The following is a 22,055-nucleotide window of genomic DNA, read 5'->3' on the forward strand; positions in this document are numbered from 1 at the left end:
ACTAAAAAATACTGGGTGGGGTAGAAAAATATTTGCCCTTTTGAATGTGAGAGATTATGATGAATCTAGAGCATGGAGGGATGAATGAAATGGATTTTCAACTGGATTTTTTAAAGGACAAAATTGAATTTTTTGAAGCAACGTCTTTAAAAGAACTTGAACAAAAGATCCAAAAACAAATTGAACATAATCAGGCGATCTTGCTGACTGTTCATTCTGTGAGTCATCAAACGACTGTCATTGATGATAAGATTTTGTATACAGCAGTTGTTCATTTTAAAGCGAATATCTAATGTCTAATAAAAAAGATCAGCGTGTAGGCAGTCAGGTCTGTGCGCCGGTGCTAGTCCTTCCTAGACTGCAAAGGTTTTCTATCACGCTGAAAAGAATAAAAAGGCTAAAATGAAGTTCATTTTAGCCTTTTTGCATGCATCTTTTTTATTTTATTTTAATTTTTCAACCTTCACAGGTTTCCAGCCTTTTTCGTCCACCCACGTAATTTCTACACGGTAGCGTTCACCTGTTGATTTATCACGGATGGTTCCTTTTGCATCTTGAGGTCCTCCGTTATTTCCTAACCAAATAACAGTCATTTGGTCTTCTGAGATTCCTGTCGCATAGGACATGGCTTTGATCATTTCTTTCCAGTCTTTTGAGTTAGCATCATAGGTTGCTGTATGTGATCCCGATTGCTCTGTTCCTACAGGCTCCCAGTTATCGTTTTCATATGTTTTGTCTACGTCACTTGTTTTACCGCCATCTGTTTCTGTGGCATCTTTTAACGCATCTTTGTTTGGCTCTTCTTCATCATCTGTTTTCTTTGTATCGTCTTTTTTGTCAGATGAATCGTCTTTTTTCGCATCCGCATCATCGGATGTATCTTTCTTTTGATCTTTCACATCTTCTTCTGAGTTTTGTTTATTTTCACTCGATGCAGGTGCTGTTTTGGATGGTTCGTCTGCTACATTTGTATCTTTCGGTTTATTAAAAATTAACAAACTCGATGCGACAACCAAAATAAGCACCACAACGATACCAATTAATATGTTAAGCACCATATTCGCCTTTCTGCGCTTATCACGATGTTCAAATCGAGAATTTCTACTCAAAATCTCTGCACTCCTTTGCCTCTGTTCCCTAAGTCGTTACTATTCTAACATGACATGAAGGGATGTTCTATGTCTGTTTCTTTTCAATTTCATTGACCTTTTTTACAATATCATAAAACGCTTCATTTGTCTTAGCCCGGCCACTTGCCTCATCAAGGTGAACAACGACGAGAGCGTATTTTGGTTTTTCTGCCGGAAAATATCCGGCAAACCACTTGTGATAAAGTGGATTCCCCTGTTTATCTTTGCTGCCGGTTTGGGCAGTGCCTGATTTCCCTGCTATATGGAACGGCAGGTCTTGAAATCTTCTTCCTGTTCCTTTGTCAGAGGTCACCACCTGCCTTAAGTACTTTTGCAAGGTTTGAGCTGTATAGCGGTCAATACTGTCACCATCAGGTCGTTTGTTTTGAAAGGATAGCATCGTTGTTCCGTTTTGATACATCACTTTATCTGCAATCCTCACTTCTTTTCGTTCTCCGCCCCTTGCAATCGTTGCCATCATATTGGCAATTTGTAAGGGGGTTGTTTTGACATTTTTTTGACCAATTGCCGTTTGCGCAATGGCTTTTTTGACATGCTTGTCTCTTTTATCTCCCCACACACTGCCTGTTTCTTCACGATCAAACTGTTTGAATTGTTGCTTATGGTATACATCCCCTTCCCAGCCGGCTCGATCCACAAGCCCAAGCTTTGAAGCTGTCTTTTCAATGATTTGATCATCTGTTTGGATGAGCTGCTCAGCGAGTGTCGCAAATGTATAATTACAGCTTTGCGCAAAGCTTTCAGACAGATTCAGTACTTCCTGCTTTCCTTCTGGCTCTCCATATAAATTCTTTCGACAATCATACATCGTTTGTGGCTGGTTCAAATTTTTTTCAATCGCTGCGGCAAGTACGACCGTTTTAAATACAGAACCGGGAGCCATTGCGGTCAGCATGTAATTTCTTGCCTCATGCCGGTTTTTGCTGGTCACATTTGGAACACTCGCCATCGCCAGCACACTGCTATTTTGAATGTCGAGCAGAACCGCTCCGCCTTTTTCAACCCCTTGCGCTTTGAGAGCATTCTCCATTTCCCTCTGCATGTCTTCGTCCATGGTTGTCTGCACTTGCAGCGGATAAAACGAATGAGCTTCTGCTGTATATTTGACGTCCATCCCAAACAAAGGGTTTCCCCTTCCGTCCACATGATATAACAATTTTGTGTCTTGCTCTGGTAATAGAAATTCGTCAAATGTACTTTCCAAACCGAATGTACCGATCTCAGTGCGGATTGAAAGTTCTTTTTTGTCCGGATAACGCTTTCTCAAGAGTTCTGGATTCTCACTTGTGAAGCCTAATGTGTGGAGGGCAAGTCTTTTTTTGTCCTTCTCTTTCATATATACGCCGTAAACACCTGAATATTTCATATCATTGATGTCTTTCAGCTTTTTTTTCGTCATATCATCTTTTAAAATGAGTGGTTTCTTCGTTTCTGTCAACTGGCTTTTCAGTTCATCTTCTTTCATCTCAAGTATAGAAGCGGTTTGCTTTAAGTGAGGGAGGTCATATTGCAGGAATGGAAATATGATGACCGCTGGCTCTTCCTTTGTGAGAAGTGCCTCGCCGTTTCGATCTAAAAATTCGCCGCGTCCGTCTGAAATGACTACTTCTTCTGTCCGCTGCCTGACACTTTCTTGGATCAAATTAATATCAAGTTTTGAAAAAGATTCTGTGAAAAACAACTGAATTTCCGCTAGTCTAAATAGGAGACCGAGCAATAAGATAAAAATAATGACACCTGTCCATTGGATTCTGCTTGTTTTCAGCATAAAAACACCTCGTCCCTATTGTGGACGAGGTGTTTATCGTATAAACGTAATTATGAAATTTTTACAATTTGGACGAACATTTCTCCGCCAGGTGTTTGAACCGTGACTTTGTCGTCTACTTGTTTGCCTAAAAGGCTTTTTGCAATTGGTGAATCGTTTGAAATTTTGCCTTCAAACGGATCAGCTTCTGCACTTCCTACAATCGTATAAGACTCTTCTTCACCGTCCGGTAATTCAACGAATGTCACTGTTTTACCGAGTGAAACAATATTTGAGTTACCTTCATCTTCAATAATTTTGGCATTACGAATCATATTATCAAGCGTTGTAATACGACCTTCTACAAACGCTTGCTCTTCTTTAGCAGAATCATATTCCGAGTTTTCAGAGAGGTCTCCAAAACTTCTAGCGATTTTAATACGCTCTACAACCTCTTTACGTTTAACCGTTTTCAAATATTCAAGCTCTTCTTCTAATTTGCGCTTTCCTTCTTCTGTCATTGGAAATACTTTCTCTTGTGCCATGAATCATTCACTCCTTCTATTAATCCTCATCATACAAGCTTTCTGCATGTGAGTGACGACTGAAATATACAAGAATGAGGACATATTCCGGCCCTCATTCCTTCTGTCCCATATTCGTAAAAGTCCATCTTACATGGCGTCCCTTTTAGATGCAACTATTATGCCTTTTTATTAGGCAGGAACAGCAGCGGTCTCATGATGATGTATTATCTTCATCGCACAAACTGTGGAAAGGCACAGGAAGCTCCTGTACCTCGTTCGGCCATTTCGATCATATGTAGAAGAATAGCTTACCCATTCTCCATCTTCCAATACATAATATGGTCAGTGTACGATATGTCTATGCTATATTATTACAAAATTGCATTTTGATCAAGAATTGTTTGAAAATTTGTGATGATTTGTTTGTCGTTTTTTTAATATACTTTTACAAAGCAGGAATAACTGAAACTTTCAGCATCCCATCGTGATTTTCCTGTCTTCATTTCGCAGCATTGTTTTCCTATCATATCAAATCTTTTATTCAGGGGGCTGCTTCTTACAATGCTCATCGATGATTTCAGACTAGCCATTACTAAAGTATTGACTACAAGAGCATGATGTTGAAAAGACCTTTACGTCGTAAAGGTCTCAGATTGTTGACAAAGGGCTAAAATGAACTTTATTTTAGCCCTTTGTCTTCTTTTTTCAGCGTGATAGAAAACCTTTGCAGTCTAGGAAGGACGAGTACTGGCGCGGAGCGAATTTGTCATTCGTGAGCACCAGCACGCAGGACTGACAAAGAATGCGAGGGTTTGTCTACACGCTGAGACCTTTACATCGTAAAGGTCTTTGTTCTTCTCCACCATTTACTCTCCGCGGTTTTGAAGAATCGTTTGAATTTTTGTGACCATGAGGTCTATTGCGACATGGTTTTGTCCGCCTTCTGGGATGATGATATCCGCGTATCGTTTTGACGGTTCAATGAATTGATTGTGCATCGGTCTGACGACAGATACATATTGTTCAATCACGGAATCAATCGATCTGCCTCTTTCTTTCGTATCACGTAAAATACGGCGAATGATCCGAAGATCTGCATCTGTATCCACATACAGTTTAATATCCATTAAGTTTCTTAGACGTTCATTTTCAAGGGCAAAGATTCCTTCAACGATGATGACATCCTTTGGTTCAACATGTACCGTCTCTTCTGAACGTGTGTTTAGTTTAAAATCATAAATTGGTTTTTCAATGGACTCGTACTTTAGCAACGCTTCTACATGCTCAATCATCAGGTCATTGTCAAATGCAAGCGGATGATCATAATTGGTCAGCAGGCGCTCTTCAAATGGCATATGACTTTGATTTTTATAATATAAATCTTGCTGAAGCATGAGGATTGAATGTCCTTTAAATTTTTCGTAAATGGAATTGGTGACGCTCGTTTTACCTGAACCCGAGCCGCCAGCGATTCCAATCACCACTGGTTTTTTCCCCATGTGCCGGTTATTTCCCCTTTCTCATCATGTTGCTAGGGTATACTTTTTGATCAAGCTTAAATTTCACAATTTGCAGTGGATGACGAGCAGCATCGAGTTCGTTCCCTTTTTCGTCCCAAATCGTCTCAATCTTGCATGTGAAATTTTGGATTTCTGGACCGAAAAATTCAACTTCGTCGCCAGCTTTAAAGAAATTACGCTGCTGTAATGTGACAATTTGTTCTTGTTCATCATAATGAAGCACAAGTCCGACGAAATCAAAGGTCGTTTTCTTTCCGTGAATGCCAAACATTTGTTCATCCGTTCCTGGTACACCTTCAAAAAAGGCAGGAGCCGTGTCACGGTTGGCACATTTGTCTAATTCATCGAGCCATTCTTGTTGAATGACGAAATTGTCTGGATCAGCACAGTAAGCATCAATGACTTTACGATAGACACTGACAACTGTTGCTACATAATGAATGGATTTCATGCGTCCTTCGATCTTTAAGCTATCAATTCCCATTTCGATCATTTGCGGTATGGATTCGATGAGTTTTAAATCTTTTGGACTCATCGCAAATGGTGCGTCTTCTTCACCGAATAAAGGCGCTTCCTTAGAGCCTTCTAGTTTATAAAGATCATAATCCCAGCGGCAAGATTGGCAGCAGCCCCCGCGGTTTGAATCTCTCGCTGTCATATGGTTACTGAGCACGCAGCGGCCAGAATAAGCAATACACATGGCCCCGTGAATGAACGTTTCGATTTCAATATCCACTTTTTCTTTCATTTCTTTAATCTCTAGGGCGCTTGTTTCACGTGCAAGGACCACACGCTCAAGCCCCTCTTCCTTCCAAAACTGCACCGCTTTCCAATTTGAAAGAGACTGCTGTGTGCTTAAGTGAACTTCAAGCTTTGGAGCTACTCGTTTGCATGTTTCAATAATGAGTGGATCAGCGACAATAATTCCCGCTACACCGGCTCCTTCAATCCCTTGAAGATATTCTTCCAGCCCGTCCATGTTTTCGTTGTGGGCGAAAATATTCGTTGTCACATAAATGCGAGCACCGTATTTGTTCGCAAATGCGACACCTTCTGCCATTTCTTCGATTGAAAAGTTATCTGCATTTGAACGAAGTCCAAATTCTTTCCCGCCAATAAAAACAGCGTCTGCTCCATAATGCACAGCAATTTTTAGTTTTTCTAAGTTTCCTGCTGGCGCTAGCAGTTCTGGTTTTTTTGTAATGACACGTTTTCCATCGATCACTTCAGAAATTCCATCTTTTAAAAGTGCCATTTCCTCTGCCTCCTTTTATCTTAATAAACCGTTTCTTTAAAGAAAAATCCTGTATCGATTGAGCGGTTGACAGGCTGGATCTCTTCAATACGCTCCACCCATTCATCTTTCTGATCTTCATAGGCTTCCTTATCAGTCACTAGTAAATCAATGGCTTTTCGATAGAGGGATGTCACCTCTGTCATATAAGAAAGTGACTTTAAAATTCCGTCAATTTTAAATGAGTCAATGCCTGCGTCGACAAATTCTTCTAATTCATCAATCATACATACATCATTTGGACTCATAATGTGTGTGCCATTTTCATCCTCAAAAATAGGATATTTGTTTTGACGTTCCTGATCGTGAAGGAATAGACCTTCTTCCATATTTCTGCCTTCCACGTCCATTTGTTTGCCTTGATATTCAAAATAGTTGCCAACAAGTGTCCGTTTGGATTGGAACATACAGGTCATGCCGTGGACTTGAATTTCAATCTCCACTTCAGCGTTTTCTTTGATATCAATCACGCTATCCATATTAAGTTCTTTGGCAAGAACAGCACGTGTTGCGCCTTTTCTGCCCCAGTAGTTACAAGTGTAATAGTTTGTCCCAGTTGTTTCTGTACTCCAGTGCAGATTCAAGTTGACACCTGTTTCTTTTGCGGCCATGATCACTGCCGGATCTCCAAAAACGACACCATCCACGTTTAACCCATCGAGAAAGGTTAAATAATCTCCAAGCAGTGCCACACGGTCATTATGAAAAATCGCATTCATGGCGACATATACTTTTTTGTGATGTGCATGTGCGAGTCGAACCGTTTGTTTCACATCTTCTCTTGAAAACTCACCTGCAAGACGGATTCCATATGTTTGTTCACCTATTAAAAATGCGTCAGCACCCGCTTCAATGAGCGGCAGTACATCCGACACCTTGCTTGGCGTCACAAGCAATTCTGGTTTTTTCATGATTGGTCACCTCTTTTTGTACTAATAGCGATCCCATCTCCAACCGGAATGATACACGTTTGGTAGTCAGGATTTGACATCAGCCATTGATTGTATCGATCAATTTTTCCTATTAATTGTTTTTTTCGTTTATCTTCAATTTCTTCTTCATAATTTGTCGCAACTAAGCCTTTAAATAATACGTTGTCTGTAATAATCATTCCGTCATCAGACAGCATCGGTTCAAACAGCTCAAAAAAGCGTTGATACTGGCCTTTTGCCGCATCAATGAAGATCACATCATAGGGCGCCATCGTCTGAACCGTTTTAGCTGATTCGATCGCATCGCCAAAAAACACGTGAATTCTATCTTTGAAATGTAATTCTTCAATATTCCGTGTCGCTTCCTCATAACGTTTCGCATTTCGCTCAATCGTATAGATTTCAGCATCTGGCAGAGCTTCTGCCATTCGAATCGCTGAATAGCCAATCGCTGTCCCAACCTCAAGAATCTTCTTCGGTTTTTTCAAAGAAAGCAGCTGCAATAACAGTTCAATGCTCACCTTTTCCATGATTGGCACATGATGCTCTTTGGCATACTCCTCTAATTGAGCGATGGCATCAGGACTCGGCTCAATTAAATCTTCAATATAATCATTTATTTGATCATCTTCGATTGTCATTATATGTCTAGCTCCTTCATGACCTGAAAAAGAAGAGTCCTGCCTATTGCAGCTCTCTTTCTCGTCAATCTTTCGTTCATCTAAGTAAAAACAACCCGATATATTTTACCACAAAGATGTGGTAATTGCGAACCTATAAAATGGATATAACAACGAAAAAAACTGCAGGCAATTTCACCATTGTCTACAGTCTTTTTCCTCTCACATGAGCGCTAGTTGCTGCCTGTGATGTATTTCGCTTTCGCTTTGTTGTGCTCATTTAACGTTTTCGTAAAGACGACTTCACCATTTTTCTTTGCTAGGAAATAAACAAAATCTGTTTTCTCTGGATGGAGCGCTGCTTTCCAAGAAGATTCTCCAGCATTAGCAATAGGTCCAGGCGGCAGCCCTTTGTTTGTATACGTATTATATGGTGATTTTACTTTTAAATCTTTGTAATAAACACGAGACTTATGCTCGCCAAGCGCATAAAGAACGGTTGGATCTGTTTGAAGCGGCATATCCTTTTTCAACCGGTTATAAAACACACTTGATATTTTTGACCGATCTGTTTTTTCAGTTGCTTCCATTTCTATCAGGGATGCCATCGTTAGGACATCATGGATGGACATCTTTCTCTTTTTCATGTCCTTTTCGTACGTTTTCACATATTGATCTGTTTGTTTAATCATTGTGTCAATGATGGTTTCAAGTGATTCATCCTCACGATAAAACGGATACGTCGCCGGGAATAAATATCCCTCTAACGGATGCTTGACTTGTTTCCCGTTCACTTGTGATGTCACCGTTTTCGGGTACTTTTTCATCAATTTTTTAATAAAGGCTGGATCATCCAGCTTCGCTTCAACTTCTTTCGCTGAAAAATTCGTCTGGTTTGCGATAATAGCTGCAATATCAGACAACTGTTTCCCTTCAGGTATCACAAGCTGAAATGCGTAATCTGTCCCGCCAGATGTCAGCTTTTGAATTAGCTGATCCGCATCCATTGTTTGTTTGAGATGAAAATAGCCCGCTTTAAAGCCTGATGCTTTTTTGTACTTTGCATAGTAAGTGAAAATCGTGTCATTTGAAATCAGCTCATTTTCTTTTAAAATGCTCGCAATTCCGCTGACAGATGTCCCATTTGGAATATGAATATTAATGGTTTGTTTGCTTTTTTGATCGACCGGCCCGAGTGCTGATTTTACATATAAAAAACCTGATAATGCTGCAATGATGATCACAGCAAGTACAGATAACAGGACGATCCCCATTTTTCGTTTAAAAAATGGTCGTTTCTTTTGTTCTGAAAACATGCATGGCCCTCCTCACATCTAGCTTTTATAGTACATGATTCGACGGAGTTCGGCAATTACTTGCTCATGCATGTCATGACAGAACTTGCCATAGTGTGGCTAAACCGACACCGCCTCCACTGCCAATTGCAGCCATGACATAGCTTCCATTCGGTAAGGCGCGGGCTTCGTAAAACAGTCTCACCATCATAGCAGCTCCCGAGGCGCTATATGGATGCCCAAGACAAAGCGCACCGCCTCTTTTATTGATACGGTCATAAGGAATACCTAGTGTCCGGGCAATGAGTACTACTTTGAGCGCAAACGCTTCATTGATTTCAAAAAGTGCAACATCTTCTATCTTCACCTGTTCTTTATGTAAAAGTTTCTTGATTGCATCAATTGGTGAAGCAGCAGGATAATGCGGGTCTATAGAGGTCACGGCACTCCCGATATACCGCAGCATAGGGCTGAAGCCTTTTGCCTCCGCTTCCGCTCTTTCCATCACAACGACGGCAGCTGCACCATCTGCTTCTTTACAGCTATTGGTCACAGTCACAGTACCTTTGCCTGGTAAAAAGACAGGTTTTGCCCGCTTTATCAAGCTTGCAATCGGTCTTATTTTAGCTGCCGCTTCATCTGTACTCATCCCGCTAATCGGAACAATTTCTTCTGAATACGTTCCTTGCTTGAATGCGGTTATACTTCGTTCCCAGCTTAAAAGTGCATAGTCATCTTGCTCTTGTCTCGCAACTGAAAATCTCGACGCCGTCAGCTCTGCCGCTTCCCCCATATGAGGGTCCCCTATCCACTCTGGAGAAAAGCGAGCCCTTTCTTTCATTGGTGACCGAGAAATGCTTTCCGTTCCACCAGCGATATACATTGATCCCTCCCCCGACTGAATCATAATGCACGCCGTTCTAATGGCTTCAAGACCGGAAGCACACTGCCTATCAATGGTCATACCCGGAATATGTAATGAAAGCCCTGCTTCTAACGAGGACAGACGGGCAATGTTGCCACCACCCCCGACGACATTGCCTAAAATGATGTCATCTGGCTTGGTCACGTTTGAAAAATGCTGGATCAAGGGCGCAGCTAGATGCTCTGGCCGGTAATCCTTCAACATTCCATTTTTCTCACCGAAGGGCGTCCGTTTCGCTTGTACGATCACGGCTTGCATAATAGTTGTTCCTCCGCCCACTTTTTCATACTGGCACGAGCGATTTTCCCTCCTGATGTTTCGATCATTTTGTCCGTGACGAGCCATTTTTTTGGTACTTTGTATGCCGCTAATGTTTCTTTTACAGCTTGCCGAATGGTTTTTGTTTGTTGTACATTCTCAATAATGGCAACAGGGATTTCGCCCCAATATGGATCAGGAAGTCCAATCACGATTGACCGATTCACCTCTGGCTGTTCATTCAGCACACGCTCAATTTCCTCTGGAAAAATATTCAGTCCCCCATAGACAATCATGCCATTCTCGCGGCCGCTCGTATACAAGTAACCATCCTCGTCAAGCCACCCCATGTCATATACGGTCAGCCACTCTGCGGGCGGCTTTTCATCTTGTAAATAGCCTGAAAAAGACATTGGGCTTTTCACATAAATTCTCCCGATTTCATTTGGCTTGCAAACGGTTTGATCTGCCCTCCTGATTTCAACCTGAATAGTAGGAAAAGGCTTTCCGACAGAAGTAGGCTTTTGCAAAAAATCATCTGAAGATAAATAGGAGACAAAACTCAATTCTGATGTCCCATAAAAATCAAAAAATGTGATGCGGGGATAGCGGTTGACGAGCTGTTTTTTTGAAGAGCTTCCCCAATCTGCACCAGACGATAGGACAAGAAGCGGATTCTTTCCGAAAGCATCCATTTGCAGTAACGCTTCTGTCATGGTCGGAACCGTATAAATAGCCGTGATGTCTCCTCTTTCTAAGGTTTTCTTTGCTTTCTCTGGCACAAATTTTTCTAACAATGTCACGGTGCCCCCGAAATAAAGTGTGCTGATCGCACCGTATAAAAAATGAGAGGATAAAAGTGTGCCCAAAATCAGTACATGATCTTTATGTGTGATCCCAAAGACGGAAGCTGTCATTTGAAAGCTCTCGATCCATGACTGCTGGCGTCTTATAAAGGCTTTGGGCGATCCCGTTGATCCTGAAGTAAATCCCATATAAAAAGCAGGATCTTCCTCCGGTTCACCTTTGTTCGATTGAACATTTATGCTGAGGCTGATTCTTTCTTTCCATTCAGATAAAGAGAGCACTGGCATATCCAGCTTGTACTTTTCAATCCTTTTGATATATCGATCTTCCACAATGACAAGGTCCGCGTCGCTTAATAAGAGCTTTTCTGCGCATTCCTTGTCACTCCACCGCGGATCAAGAGGCACCGCTGTCCATCCTGCAGAAGCTGCGCCAGCAAATAGTTGGAGAAACGGAACACCATTTGATACTAAAAAAGCGACTCTTTTTTGCTGATGAGGCGTTTCTTTTAACCATTGTGCAGATAACTGCACACGCTCATGCCATTCTTCATAAGTGATCTGCTCTTTTTCATCTATGATCGCCATCTGATCTGGCTTCACTTTTGCATGAGCTTCATAGCTTTCCGTTATTCTCATCAAACTGCTCGCCTCCCTCTATGTAAGTCCCTTTTTCGATATGACATCGCTTGAATGATTTTCACCGTGAAGACGGCACATATCCCTGCTTTGATCAGATCACCCGGTAAATAAATGACGCTGAACAGAGCTGCTTGCGTGATCTTTATATGCATCATCATAGCTTGAAAGGGAATTCCGCTTATATATAATATCCCGATACTGCATACCGCATAGATCAAAAATAGTCGTAAGGCCGTCACTTTCTTCAGCCGGTTCAGCCACAGGCTGATCATAAAGGCAGCCACTGGATAAGCAAGTAAAAAACCACCGCTTGGCCCAAAAAAGACCCCTATTCCGCCTCTCCCTCCAGATAAAAGAGGTGCGCCTGCTGCCACTATTAGAAGAAACAGAAGTAAACTAATCAGCGCTTGCTTTGGTTTTAACAGCCCTCCAGCAAGCAAAAGACCTGCGGTTTGTAAGGTGATTGGTACAGGTGTAAACGCAAGAAAAATAGGCGGAATCAATCCTAACATCCCAATAACTGCTGTCATTAATGCCATTTGCATCATATCGTGAATTTTCAATTTTCATACCCCTCACTCGATTCATTGTTAAAAATAGAGTAAAAGGTATAGTTCATTATGTCAACTTAAAATAATTTAAAGTTGACATAATGAATGTAAAAAAGAATTAACTTAATATAAAACTTTAATTCCTCTAGGCTTGAAATTGAATGTCGGCATTAACATCATGTCTTTAAATTAAACTTAAATTAACTGTAGATCTATTTATTTCCTGATTAACTAAATGCTATTATTTTCTTGATAAGGATATATTTCATTAATACCTATATCTTAGTGAAAGTACATACTGGAGGAAACACATTTTGCGTAAAATCTTTTATATTTTAATGATACTAATTGGTTCAGTAACTCTTTTATATCTAGGCGGATGTAGTCAAAAAAAGACCGTTTCAGAAGATCATAAAATAGAGTTTAAAATTGAGGACAAAGAATTTGGTCATACAACTATGCTCAACTATCTTGTGACAAACTCTGTTTCAGCCATTGGTGATCGTTTATTTTTAAGTGTAGATGACCATAGTCCTTCAAAGATGGCAAATAAAGTAGTTGAATTTAATAGAAAGACACAGAAAAGCAACATACTATTTACAACCACTTTCGAGCGTTCTTCCATTCAAGGTTTAAAAGCTAATAAAGACTGGGTCGTTTGGATTGACAGTGATGAATTAGGCGGACAGATGAATTATTACGTCATGAATTTGAGCACACAAGAGATAGAGTCGATCAAAAAGAATAACACTTCGGAGACATTAAGTGACACTCTTGAATTAACAGGTCATCGTGCAGTGTGGATATCTCATGATGAAGAAAAGGATGCTACTCACATTTATATGAAAGATCTCAAAAAAAAGCAGACAAAAAAGCTCTTTAAACTAGACTCAATGAATAACGCCCATCTCTCTGTTCACAATGATAAGCTTCTCTTTTTTAATAAAGACAATGGAAAGCAGCAAGCATACATTTACAATCTGACTACTGAGTCGCTTAAAAAAATCCCATTAAATCAAAGTTTAATCAATAATAGTCAACTCATTAACGACCATCAATTTGTTTACGAGAAGGCTTTTACTGACTCGGAAGGAACAATCAATAAAAGCCAATTAATCTTTTATGACATAAACACAAAACAATCTAAACTAATTAAGAACACTGACTCGGGTATCGGATCGATCGTGATTGATGATCATAATCGATTTTTCGTCGAAACAGATGAACCTAAAAAGAGTGGTTACACGATACTTAAAGAGAAGAACGATTCCATCAAAAAAATTGGTTCCCTAAAGAAAGAAAATCATTTTCATTTAACATTTGATCATGGTCTTTATTTACTTAACTTTCAAAATGCACAACGAAATAATCAAAAGTTAATCATCACTTCAAAGCTTCCATAAATAATAAAAGGCCTGTGATCATGCAGATAACTCCCATCTGCTTCACAGGCCTTTTATTCGTTCTATTCTTCTTCGTCTTCTTGATCTAAGAACGTATTTAACGTTTCTTCAATCATGTCCCACTCTTCATCCGTTTCAATTGGCTCTAATTCGCCATCTTCACCGTCTTCGTTTGGTGTGAAGCTTGATGCATGAATTTCAATTTCTTCGTTATCTTGTTCAGAAATTGGGTAGTAAAGAACATATGATTTGTTAAAATGGTCGCTTTCAAAAGTAAATAGTACTTCGCAAAGCTGCTCATTTCCATTATCATCAACGATTGTAATTTGCTTTTCTCCGTGTTCCATTTGATTCACCTCATTTTAATTTAAGCTGTCTAAATACCCTTGAAGGATCATAACAGCCGCCATTTTATCAATGACTTTTTTACGCTTTTGTCTGCTCACATCTGCAGAGATGAGCATTTTTTCTGCTGCCATCGTTGACAGACGCTCGTCCCAAAGCACAACAGGAACATTGTACGTGTTTTCTAACACTTTCGCAAATGATTGGCTGGCCTCGCCTCTTGGACCGACCGTACCGTTCATATTTTTTGGAAAACCAAGGACAATTTTATCCGTTCCATATTGCGAGACGATCTCAGACAGGCGGCTGAGACCAAAATCTCCGCCTGCTTCATCAATTTTAATGGTTTCAATCCCTTGAGCTGTCCATCCCATTTCATCACTGATTGCCACACCAAGGGTTTTCGTGCCTAAATCTAAGCCTAAAATTCTCATGTTTTACGCCTCTTTATGTGTCTCTAAGTACGATTTAACCAATTCCTCAATTAATTCGTCTCGTTCTAGTTTACGAATTAGGTTGCGTGCATCCTGATGTCTTGGAATATAAGCAGGGTCGCCTGACAGCAAGTATCCGACAATTTGATTGATCGGGTTGTATCCTTTTTCTTGGAGTGCGTCATAAACTGTTATGAGCACTTCATTCACATTGGTTTCAGCTGAATCATCAGAGAAGTTAAACTTCATTGTCTTATCAAATGAACTCACTGCTTCTTGCACCTCTCTTCCAACATTCTACTAGCAAGCTTTTTTCTAACCGCTCATCTAATACCATTATTCTACACTACATTGACTGATTATAAAACGGATTTGACAGATTCTTCGACAGTTGCCAGTGCTTCTTCAAGCTTTTCTGGCTGTTTCCCGCCTGCTTGTGCCATATCTGGGCGTCCGCCTCCGCCTCCGCCGCAAATTTCAGCTGCCTGCTTCACAAGTTTTCCTGCATGAAGACCTTTTTCAATGACGTCTTTTGTCACACCGGCTGAAATGTTGACTTTTCCATTTTGAACAGCACCAAGTACGATGACAGCTGAACCTAATTTCGCTTTTAAGTCATCAACCATCGTTCTTAAATGGTTCATGTCTTTGGCGTTTACTTTTTCAGTTAACACGTTCACTCCGCCAACTTCGATGACTTTTTCTAAAATAGAGCCAGCTTCTGCTTGACTTAATTTCGCAAGAAGTGATTCGTTTTCTCTTTGAACTTCTTTTAAATCAGCCTGCAAGGAAGCGATGCGTTTTGGTACATCTTTTGTATTTGATTTCAGTTCATTAGCTGCCTTTTCTAAAATCGCAAGCTGATCATTTAATTCTTCATAAGCACCTTTACCTGTTACAGCCTCAATACGGCGTGTTCCAGCACCAATACCCGATTCAGATGCAATTTTAAACAATCCGATCTCTGCAGTGTTTTGAACGTGACAGCCTCCGCATAACTCGATGCTGTAATCACCCACTTGTACCACACGGACAATATCGCCATACTTCTCGCCAAACAGCGCCATTGCGCCCATTTCTTTTGCTTCAGCAATTGGTTTCAGGTCAATGGCAACCGAAATGCCTTCCCAAATCTTTTCGTTGACGATTTTTTCAATTTGTGACAATTCTTCTTTTGTTACTTGTCCAAAGTGAGAAAAGTCAAAGCGAAGTCTGTTTTCATTCACAAGTGAACCCGCTTGGTTAACGTGGCTGCCCAATACATCTTTTAGCGCTTGGTGCAAAAGATGTGTCGCTGTGTGATTTTTCACAATGCCTTTTCGAAGCGCTGATTCGACTTCTGCAGTGACTTCAATGCCTTTTTGAACCGTACCACTTACGACGACTCCTTCGTGGACATGCTGGCCGTTTGGCGCCTTTTTCACATCTTTGATATCAATGATCGCTTCGGCACTTTTTAACGTTCCTTTATCCGCCACTTGTCCGCCGCTTTCCGCATAGAAAGGTGTTTTATCTAATAAAATTTGCACCGTTTCCCCTTCGTGAGCTTCTGTGACAATCTCACCGTTTTGAAGCAATTCGATAATGCGAGCATCTGCAGTTAAATTTTCATAGCCCACAAACGTACTTTCTGCTTTAATATCGCCTAAAGCCCCGCCTTGAACCTGCATACTACCTACATCTTGTCTGGCATTTCTTGCACGTTCACGCTGCTTCTCCATTTCTAGCTGGAAGCCTTCACGATCGACTGTCATGTTCTCATCTTCTGCATATTCTTCTGTGAGTTCGACCGGGAATCCATATGTGTCATAAAGCTTAAACACGTCTTTACCGGAAATTTGTGAGCTGCCATTGTCTCGTTCTTTTTTAATTACTTCTGATAAAATGGCTAACCCTTCATTCAGTGTCTCATGGAAACGCTCTTCTTCATTTTTGATCACTTTTGCAATAAATTCTTCTTTTGCTTGAACATCTGGATAGAAATCCTTCATGATCTCCGCAACAACTGGAACTAGGTCATACATGAATGGACGGTGGATATGGATCGTTTTTGCATAACGCACAGCACGGCGCAGCAAACGTCTTAACACATAACCTCGGCCTTCATTAGAAGGAAGCGCTCCGTCACTGACGGCAAAGGCAACAGTACGAATATGGTCAGCAATGACTTTAAATGCTGTGTCTTTTTCTTTTGATTCCCCATAGCTTTCTCCAGAAATTGTTTCTACTGCACGAATAATCGGCATGAACAGGTCTGTATCAAAGTTCGTCGGTACGTTTTGAATCACAGAGACCATACGCTCAAGACCCATTCCTGTATCAATGTTTTTCTTCGGAAGCGGTGTGTATGTACCATCTGGATTATGGTTAAATTCAGAAAAAACAAGATTCCATACTTCTAGATAACGTTCATTTTCTCCGCCTGGATATAATTCAGGGTCGTTCATGTCGTTGCCATATGCTTCGCCGCGATCATAGAAAATTTCTGTATTCGGACCACTTGGCCCCTCGCCAATATCCCAGAAGTTGCCCTCTAGACGAATAATTCGTTCCTCAGGGACACCCATTTTATCTCTCCAAAGAACATACGCTTCTTCATCCTCTGGATGTACCGTTACAGATAACAGATTCGGATCAAAGCCAATCCACTCGTCACTTGTGAGGAATTCCCAAGCCCATTCGATTGCCTCTTCTTTGAAATAGTCTCCAATAGAGAAGTTGCCCAGCATTTCAAAAAACGTATGATGGCGTGCTGTTTTCCCTACATTTTCAATGTCATTTGTACGAATTGATTTTTGTGCGTTGCAAATACGTGGATTCTCAGGCACGACGCGGCCATCGAAGTATTTCTTTAATGTTGCCACCCCGCTGTTAATCCATAAAAGTGTTGGATCGTCATGCGGTACGAGGGACGCACTCGGTTCGACAGCATGTCCTTTTTCTTTAAAAAAATCTAAAAACATTTGACGTACTTGAGCTGAAGTTAAAGTTTTCATCATAAATCCTCCTTTATTATTCCTCAATCTTCACACAAACGAAAAAACATCCCGCCCTATGCAAGCAAAAAACTACTTACACAGGGACGAGATGCTCTCGCGGTACCACCCTGATTATAGACATATGCGTCTATCACCTTCACATCCGATAACGCCGGAAGAGAGCGGCAGTGTTTATCTGCACTCGGGACTAGCTTCCGTTAAAGGTCTGATAAGGCTTTTCTCAGCAAACAAAGCCTCTCTCTGCAACAGCTTTTTAACGTACTCGGGTCCGTCATTGAATTCAATATGTATGAATCGAAATTATTATAGACAACTCGGCTCGTCTTGTCAATGAACGCTTCGTCTCATGTGAATATATTGCACAATAATGACCCTCATAATGGCTGCGGACGGCACGGCTAAAATCATTCCAATCAAGCCAAACAGCTCACCTCCAGCGAGTAACACCAGCATGATTACGACAGGATGCATATGCAGGCTTCTCCCGACAATGATCGGACTCAGTACATTGCTTTCTAAAAATTGAAGCACGGCTACTGTAATTAGCACAATGATCACTGACTTCACTGAGATGGTAAAAGCGATAAAGACAGCTGGAATCGCTCCAATAATCGGGCCAAAATACGGAATGACATTCGTTGCGCCGATTAACATACCTAGTACAAGCGGATATGGAATATGAAACAGCCAAAGAACAATGGCAGCAGCTCCCCCAATTAAAGAACAGACAAGCAATTGCCCTCTAATATAATCCCCAAGTGAGTCATCCACTGCTTTCACAAAGGCATGTCCCCTTTTTCGGAAGCTTGGCGGGGTTAAATACCATGCTGCCCGCTTCATCGTGTTCATATCTTTCACCATATAAAAGACAAGAAAAGGAATAAGTGCAGCAACTAAAGCGTAATCAAGCAATACTTTACAGCTAAGAATCATCCGCTCTGCCCCATTTGCGGCATACGTCTCAGATTGGACAATAAAACGATCCAGCCGTTCATGTAGTCCATCAGGCCAGTGGCTTGTATGACGATGAACATGTGATAAAGCACCATTATACGTTTCGGCAAGCATGGGAATTTGCTCCGACAATTCATTTAACTGAGCGATTAAAACCGGTGCCCCTTTATACACAGCCAAACCAATGCCGCCAAAAAACAGCACATATATCAATAAGAGACTGACCGTCCTTGGCAAACCTCGCTTATGTAGTCTTTCAACAATTGGATAAAGAAGATAAGAAATAAAAATAGCGATAAGAAGCGGGATCAAAACCGCTTTAAGCAATAAAAAAATAGGCATCCATAACTCGTCGAGCTGAACCAAAATGAGTAAAGACGCAAGGACAAGCAGTACACCTGCAGCATATATTAGAAACTCGATCGGACGTTTCTTCACCTTTTTCACCTCTCTTCTTATTGTTTAACCAACTTCTGCAATTATCCATGTAAATAAAATTTGTCCTAACTTTGTTAAAAATGAATACACATGAAACATACGGCTCCATCCAAAGTCACTGTTTGCTGTAAAAATCTCGTTAGAAAATATTCCATTATTTTCTTATTTTCGCCTCATTTATGCTAGAATCCGCTTTAGCTCAATCATTAGAAGAGGAGGTTCTTCATGATCACATTCGAAGAAGTCAACAAGCATTACGGCCAGTTCCATGTACTTAAGGACATTAACCTACATATTCAAAAAGGTGAGGTTGTTGTGATCATCGGTCCTTCAGGATCTGGAAAAAGCACGATGCTCAGGTGTATCAATCGTCTTGAAAGCATCGATGAAGGAAAAGTCCTTGTCAATCAAGTGTCTGTTCAGCATCCGAAAACCAACATCAATCTCATCAGGCAAAATATCGGGATGGTGTTTCAGCACTTCCATCTTTATCCGCATAAGACGGTGCTTGAAAACATTATGCTTGCGCCGATGAAGGTTAAAAAAGTGAGCAAAGAAGAAGCAAAGGAAACAGCTGAATTTTATTTAAATAAAGTTGGCATTCCTGAAAAAGCAGACACCTACCCTTCTAGACTCTCAGGAGGACAGCAGCAGCGTGTGGCAATCGCAAGGGGACTTGCAATGAAACCTGAGGTCATGCTTTTCGATGAACCAACATCAGCTCTTGATCCAGAGATGATCGGTGAGGTGCTAGATGTGATGAAACAGCTGGCAAGGGAAGGAATGACAATGGTCGTTGTCACGCACGAGATGGGTTTTGCCCGTGAAGTCGCAGACCGTATTGTGTTTATTGATGAAGGAAGAATTCTTGAAGAATCTACACCAGCTGCCTTTTATGAAAAACCGCGCGAGAAACGCGCTCAGCTCTTTTTAAGCCGTATTTTAAATCACTAGGGGGAATGAATTTGATGAAAAAAATGAAACGCTTTGGCCTATTACTGTTGATGACTTGCTGTATGATCGCTCTCGCTGCCTGCGGCTCTGCCGAGAAAGGCTCAACCGATGCAAAACAAGGCAGCTCATTAGAAGCCATTAAGAAAGACAAAAAAATCGTTTTCGGTGTGAAAAACGATACTCGTTTATTTGGTCTAAAAAATCCTAGTAGCGGGGATATTGAAGGGTTTGATATTGATATCGCAAAAGCGATCACTAAAGAAATGCTCGGTGATGAAGGAAAAGCAGAATTTAAAGAAGTGACATCTAAAACAAGAATTCCTTTACTGCAAAAAGGAGATATTCATGCCATTGTTGCCACAATGACGATCACAGAAGAGCGTAAAAAAGAGGTCAATTTCTCAGATGTTTACTTTGAAGCAGGACAATCACTGCTTGTGAAAAAAGGCAGCGACATTCAATCGATTGATGATCTTAAAAAAGGTACGAAGGTGCTTGCAGTGAAAGGGTCGACTTCTTCTCAAAACATTCGCGAAAAAGCACCAGAAGCATCCGTTTTGGAGTTTGAAAATTATCAAGAAGCCTTTACAGCCTTAAAATCAAATCAAGGGCAAGTTCTGACAACTGATAATGCAATTTTATTTGGCATGGCAGACGAAGATTCAAATTATGAAGTCGTTGGTGGAACATTTACCGATGAGCCTTATGGCATCGCTGTGAAAAAAGGCGATGAAGAATTGACAGAAGCCATTAATAAAGCGTTAAAGGCATTAAAAGACAATGGAGAGTATGACAAGATTCATAAAAAATGGATCAAAGAATAATCAATTGACTCGATCAACCTCAACACCCTCAGGAGAGCCGCTTGCCGGCTCCTCTGTTGATTAGGAAGGAAGTGAACTGATTGCTGCGGTTTTCCATTTTAACTGAGAACTTCCATCTTTATTTAGAAGGGTTTAAATATACGATTGGTGCAAGTGTCATTGCGTTGATTGGAAGCTTTTTCATCGGTACACTCATTGCCATCATGAGAATTGCGCCACTAAGGCCGCTCAACTGGTTAGGGACGGCTTACGTGGAATTTATTCGGAATATTCCGTTATTATTGATCACCTTTGTGTTCTTTTTTGGTTTACCGGTACTTGGCATTGTGGCAGATGGCTTTACAGCAGGAACCATTGCCCTCTCCATTTATACGTCTGCTTTTATCGCTGAAGCCATTCGTGCAGGTATACAAGCTGTACCGCTTGGACAAATGGAAGCTGCTAGAGCTTCTGGTCTGTCATATGGCGGAACGATGCGATATATTATTCTGCCGCAGGCCATCAAAATTGTCATTCCACCACTTGGGAATCAATTTATCAACCTTGTGAAAAACTCGTCTATTTTAGGTGTCATTGCAGGGTTTGATCTGATGTACCAAGGAGACCTTATCGCTTCGAGAACGTTTGTGACATTTGATGTATACATTTTTGTTGCTATGTTCTATCTTCTATTGACCATTCCGCTTAGTCTAGGCGTTGGGTATTTAGAAAAAAGATTAGCCCGAAGCCACTAGAAAGGAGGAAACACAATGGATTTTATAGGTGCCTACCAGCCCGATCATCTCGCCTTTTTACTTGAAGGATTTGCTGTCACCTTAAAAGTGGCTTTTATCTCCATCATTTTAAGCTTTATCATCGGATTAGTCGTTGGCACATTGAGGTTCGCACAAATCCCTATTTTATCAAAGGTGCTTGCGGTCATTGTTGAAACTGTTCGGAACCTACCGCTTTTGCTGATCATCTTTTTTACGTATTTCGCCCTGCCTGAAATTGGTATTAAGCTGAGCATCACGGCCTCTGCCATTGCGGCTTTAACCGTGTTTGAATCCGCCATGCTGTCAGAAATCATTCGCAGTGGGTTAAAATCAATTGATAAGGGACAAATCGAAGCGGCCAGATCCTCTGGCTTAACGTATATTCAAACGTTAAAAATGATTATCATGCCACAGGCGTTACGCCGAATGGTCCCGCCGATTGTCAGCCAATTTATTTCTCTTTTAAAAGATACATCGCTTGCCGTTGTGATTGCCCTTCCAGAACTATTGCATCACGCGCAGATTTTAAATGGTCAAAGCCAATCTTATTTACTTCCTATTTTCCTCTTGGCCGCCATGATGTATTTTGTTGTCAACTTCAGCTTGTCTATACTTGCACGGAGATTAGAGTACAGGCAGGCATAAAAAAAGGACATCCGCTCATGGTGGATGTCCCTTTTT

22 protein-coding genes and 1 other annotated feature are annotated in these 22,055 nt (G+C 40.9%); of the genes, 6 read left to right on the forward strand and 16 right to left on the reverse strand.

The window, feature by feature from the left end; all coding sequences use genetic code 11:
- Nucleotides 1–89: 89 nt before the first annotated feature.
- Complete coding sequence (locus tag MHB38_RS12650; protein ID WP_052320851.1) at nucleotides 90–293, forward strand: YrzA family protein; 204 nt, start codon at nucleotides 90–92, stop codon at nucleotides 291–293.
- Between the two features lie 150 nt (nucleotides 294–443).
- On the opposite strand, the gene MHB38_RS12655 is transcribed toward MHB38_RS12650, so the two are convergent.
- The 11 genes from MHB38_RS12655 to MHB38_RS12705 all read right to left on the reverse strand — a co-directional run bounded on the left by MHB38_RS12655 (nucleotide 444) and on the right by MHB38_RS12705 (nucleotide 12,280).
- Entirely contained in the window at nucleotides 444–1,109 is a 666-nt protein-coding gene (locus MHB38_RS12655; RefSeq protein WP_017367687.1) for a YrrS family protein, read from the reverse strand.
- A 67-nt stretch (nucleotides 1,110–1,176) separates the two neighbouring features.
- Nucleotides 1,177–2,919 (reverse strand): peptidoglycan D,D-transpeptidase FtsI family protein, encoded by a 1,743-nt coding sequence (locus MHB38_RS12660; RefSeq protein WP_341003578.1) that lies wholly within the window; start codon nucleotides 2,917–2,919, stop codon nucleotides 1,177–1,179.
- A gap of 50 nt (nucleotides 2,920–2,969) precedes the next feature.
- Entirely contained in the window at nucleotides 2,970–3,443 is a 474-nt protein-coding gene (gene greA, locus MHB38_RS12665; protein ID WP_007501433.1) for a transcription elongation factor GreA, read from the reverse strand.
- 848 nt (nucleotides 3,444–4,291) lie between these two features.
- Nucleotides 4,292–4,924, reverse strand: coding sequence for a uridine kinase (udk, locus tag MHB38_RS12670; protein WP_007501435.1), 633 nt, complete (start codon nucleotides 4,922–4,924; stop codon nucleotides 4,292–4,294).
- Between the two features lie 7 nt (nucleotides 4,925–4,931).
- On the reverse strand, nucleotides 4,932–6,200 hold the full coding sequence (locus MHB38_RS12675; protein ID WP_099496638.1) for a peptidase U32 family protein: 1,269 nt from the start codon (nucleotides 6,198–6,200) through the stop codon (nucleotides 4,932–4,934).
- Between the two features lie 20 nt (nucleotides 6,201–6,220).
- On the reverse strand, nucleotides 6,221–7,150 hold the full coding sequence (locus MHB38_RS12680) for a peptidase U32 family protein (RefSeq protein ID WP_039167102.1): 930 nt from the start codon (nucleotides 7,148–7,150) through the stop codon (nucleotides 6,221–6,223).
- Nucleotides 7,147–7,812, reverse strand: a complete 666-nt coding sequence (locus MHB38_RS12685; protein ID WP_008342672.1) for an O-methyltransferase — start codon at nucleotides 7,810–7,812, stop codon at nucleotides 7,147–7,149. Before MHB38_RS12685 ends, MHB38_RS12680 begins: the two co-directional genes overlap by 4 nt.
- Before the next feature lie 212 nt (nucleotides 7,813–8,024).
- Entirely contained in the window at nucleotides 8,025–9,107 is a 1,083-nt protein-coding gene (gene mltG / locus MHB38_RS12690) for an endolytic transglycosylase MltG (protein WP_025207696.1), read from the reverse strand.
- A 73-nt stretch (nucleotides 9,108–9,180) separates the two neighbouring features.
- Entirely contained in the window at nucleotides 9,181–10,269 is a 1,089-nt protein-coding gene (locus tag MHB38_RS12695; RefSeq protein WP_341003582.1) for an acetyl-CoA C-acyltransferase, read from the reverse strand.
- A complete protein-coding gene (locus MHB38_RS12700; protein WP_341003585.1) occupies nucleotides 10,257–11,714 on the reverse strand; it encodes an acyl-CoA synthetase in 1,458 nt (485 codons plus the stop codon). Before MHB38_RS12700 ends, MHB38_RS12695 begins: the two co-directional genes overlap by 13 nt.
- On the reverse strand, nucleotides 11,714–12,280 hold the full coding sequence (locus MHB38_RS12705; RefSeq protein ID WP_272753969.1) for a biotin transporter BioY: 567 nt from the start codon (nucleotides 12,278–12,280) through the stop codon (nucleotides 11,714–11,716). Before MHB38_RS12705 ends, MHB38_RS12700 begins: the two co-directional genes overlap by 1 nt.
- A 302-nt stretch (nucleotides 12,281–12,582) precedes the next feature.
- On the opposite strand from MHB38_RS12705, the gene MHB38_RS12710 reads away from it, so the two are divergent.
- The gene (locus MHB38_RS12710; protein WP_341003586.1) at nucleotides 12,583–13,671 is read left to right on the forward strand and encodes a hypothetical protein; all 1,089 of its coding nucleotides are present in this window, start codon (nucleotides 12,583–12,585) and stop codon (nucleotides 13,669–13,671) included.
- Between the two features lie 62 nt (nucleotides 13,672–13,733).
- Here the strand turns inward: MHB38_RS12710 and MHB38_RS12715 are convergent, their stop codons facing one another.
- From MHB38_RS12715 to MHB38_RS12735, 5 genes are all read right to left on the reverse strand, one after another.
- On the reverse strand, nucleotides 13,734–14,018 hold the full coding sequence (locus MHB38_RS12715) for a DUF1292 domain-containing protein (RefSeq protein ID WP_017358102.1): 285 nt from the start codon (nucleotides 14,016–14,018) through the stop codon (nucleotides 13,734–13,736).
- 15 nt (nucleotides 14,019–14,033) lie between these two features.
- Nucleotides 14,034–14,450 (reverse strand): Holliday junction resolvase RuvX, encoded by a 417-nt coding sequence (ruvX, locus tag MHB38_RS12720; protein WP_003216519.1) that lies wholly within the window; start codon nucleotides 14,448–14,450, stop codon nucleotides 14,034–14,036.
- A 3-nt stretch (nucleotides 14,451–14,453) separates the two neighbouring features.
- Nucleotides 14,454–14,720 carry an IreB family regulatory phosphoprotein gene (locus MHB38_RS12725; protein ID WP_024718370.1) on the reverse strand — a complete coding sequence of 89 codons (267 nt, stop codon included), beginning with the start codon at nucleotides 14,718–14,720 and terminating at the stop codon, nucleotides 14,454–14,456.
- 89 nt (nucleotides 14,721–14,809) lie between these two features.
- Nucleotides 14,810–17,446: an alanine--tRNA ligase gene (alaS, locus tag MHB38_RS12730; protein ID WP_268357581.1), complete on the reverse strand. Its 2,637-nt coding sequence runs from the start codon at nucleotides 17,444–17,446 to the stop codon at nucleotides 14,810–14,812.
- A gap of 79 nt (nucleotides 17,447–17,525) precedes the next feature.
- Nucleotides 17,526–17,733, reverse strand: a binding site (T-box leader).
- Between the two features lie 43 nt (nucleotides 17,734–17,776).
- The gene (locus tag MHB38_RS12735) at nucleotides 17,777–18,841 is read right to left on the reverse strand and encodes an AI-2E family transporter (RefSeq protein ID WP_017358104.1); all 1,065 of its coding nucleotides are present in this window, start codon (nucleotides 18,839–18,841) and stop codon (nucleotides 17,777–17,779) included.
- A 225-nt stretch (nucleotides 18,842–19,066) separates the two neighbouring features.
- Here MHB38_RS12735 and MHB38_RS12740 point away from each other — a divergent pair, with 225 nt between their 5' ends.
- The 4 genes from MHB38_RS12740 to MHB38_RS12755 all read left to right on the forward strand — a co-directional run bounded on the left by MHB38_RS12740 (nucleotide 19,067) and on the right by MHB38_RS12755 (nucleotide 22,019).
- Nucleotides 19,067–19,795, forward strand: coding sequence for an amino acid ABC transporter ATP-binding protein (locus MHB38_RS12740; protein ID WP_007501456.1), 729 nt, complete (start codon nucleotides 19,067–19,069; stop codon nucleotides 19,793–19,795).
- Nucleotides 19,796–19,809: 14 nt separating this feature from the next.
- The gene (locus MHB38_RS12745) at nucleotides 19,810–20,619 is read left to right on the forward strand and encodes a transporter substrate-binding domain-containing protein (RefSeq protein ID WP_008342689.1); all 810 of its coding nucleotides are present in this window, start codon (nucleotides 19,810–19,812) and stop codon (nucleotides 20,617–20,619) included.
- Between the two features lie 80 nt (nucleotides 20,620–20,699).
- Entirely contained in the window at nucleotides 20,700–21,353 is a 654-nt protein-coding gene (locus MHB38_RS12750) for an amino acid ABC transporter permease (protein WP_007501460.1), read from the forward strand.
- 15 nt (nucleotides 21,354–21,368) lie between these two features.
- Nucleotides 21,369–22,019: an amino acid ABC transporter permease gene (locus MHB38_RS12755; RefSeq protein WP_008342693.1), complete on the forward strand. Its 651-nt coding sequence runs from the start codon at nucleotides 21,369–21,371 to the stop codon at nucleotides 22,017–22,019.
- Nucleotides 22,020–22,055 lie beyond the last annotated feature (36 nt).

It is taken from the genome of Bacillus sp. FSL K6-3176, from assembly GCF_038003325.1.
In the GTDB taxonomy this organism is placed as follows: domain Bacteria; phylum Bacillota; class Bacilli; order Bacillales; family Bacillaceae; genus Bacillus; species Bacillus altitudinis.

Coding starts and splice junctions, on each gene's coding strand:
- udk (WP_007501435.1), bottom strand. CDS start 4,924: ATGGGGAAAAAACCAGTGGTGATTGGAATCGCTGGCGGCTCGGGTTCA.
- MHB38_RS12685 (WP_008342672.1), bottom strand. CDS start 7,812: ATGACAATCGAAGATGATCAAATAAATGATTATATTGAAGATTTAATT.
- MHB38_RS12715 (WP_017358102.1), bottom strand. CDS start 14,018: ATGGAACACGGAGAAAAGCAAATTACAATCGTTGATGATAATGGAAAT.
- MHB38_RS12680 (WP_039167102.1), bottom strand. CDS start 7,150: ATGAAAAAACCAGAATTGCTTGTGACGCCAAGCAAGGTGTCGGATGTA.
- MHB38_RS12740 (WP_007501456.1), top strand. CDS start 19,067: ATGATCACATTCGAAGAAGTCAACAAGCATTACGGCCAGTTCCATGTA.
- ruvX (WP_003216519.1), bottom strand. CDS start 14,450: ATGAGAATTTTAGGCTTAGATTTAGGCACGAAAACCCTTGGTGTGGCA.
- MHB38_RS12745 (WP_008342689.1), top strand. CDS start 19,810: ATGAAAAAAATGAAACGCTTTGGCCTATTACTGTTGATGACTTGCTGT.
- mltG (WP_025207696.1), bottom strand. CDS start 9,107: ATGTTTTCAGAACAAAAGAAACGACCATTTTTTAAACGAAAAATGGGG.
- MHB38_RS12700 (WP_341003585.1), bottom strand. CDS start 11,714: ATGAGAATAACGGAAAGCTATGAAGCTCATGCAAAAGTGAAGCCAGAT.
- alaS (WP_268357581.1), bottom strand. CDS start 17,446: ATGAAAACTTTAACTTCAGCTCAAGTACGTCAAATGTTTTTAGATTTT.
- MHB38_RS12755 (WP_008342693.1), top strand. CDS start 21,369: ATGGATTTTATAGGTGCCTACCAGCCCGATCATCTCGCCTTTTTACTT.
- greA (WP_007501433.1), bottom strand. CDS start 3,443: ATGGCACAAGAGAAAGTATTTCCAATGACAGAAGAAGGAAAGCGCAAA.
- MHB38_RS12660 (WP_341003578.1), bottom strand. CDS start 2,919: ATGCTGAAAACAAGCAGAATCCAATGGACAGGTGTCATTATTTTTATC.
- MHB38_RS12650 (WP_052320851.1), top strand. CDS start 90: ATGGATTTTCAACTGGATTTTTTAAAGGACAAAATTGAATTTTTTGAA.
- MHB38_RS12675 (WP_099496638.1), bottom strand. CDS start 6,200: ATGGCACTTTTAAAAGATGGAATTTCTGAAGTGATCGATGGAAAACGT.
- MHB38_RS12695 (WP_341003582.1), bottom strand. CDS start 10,269: ATGCAAGCCGTGATCGTACAAGCGAAACGGACGCCCTTCGGTGAGAAA.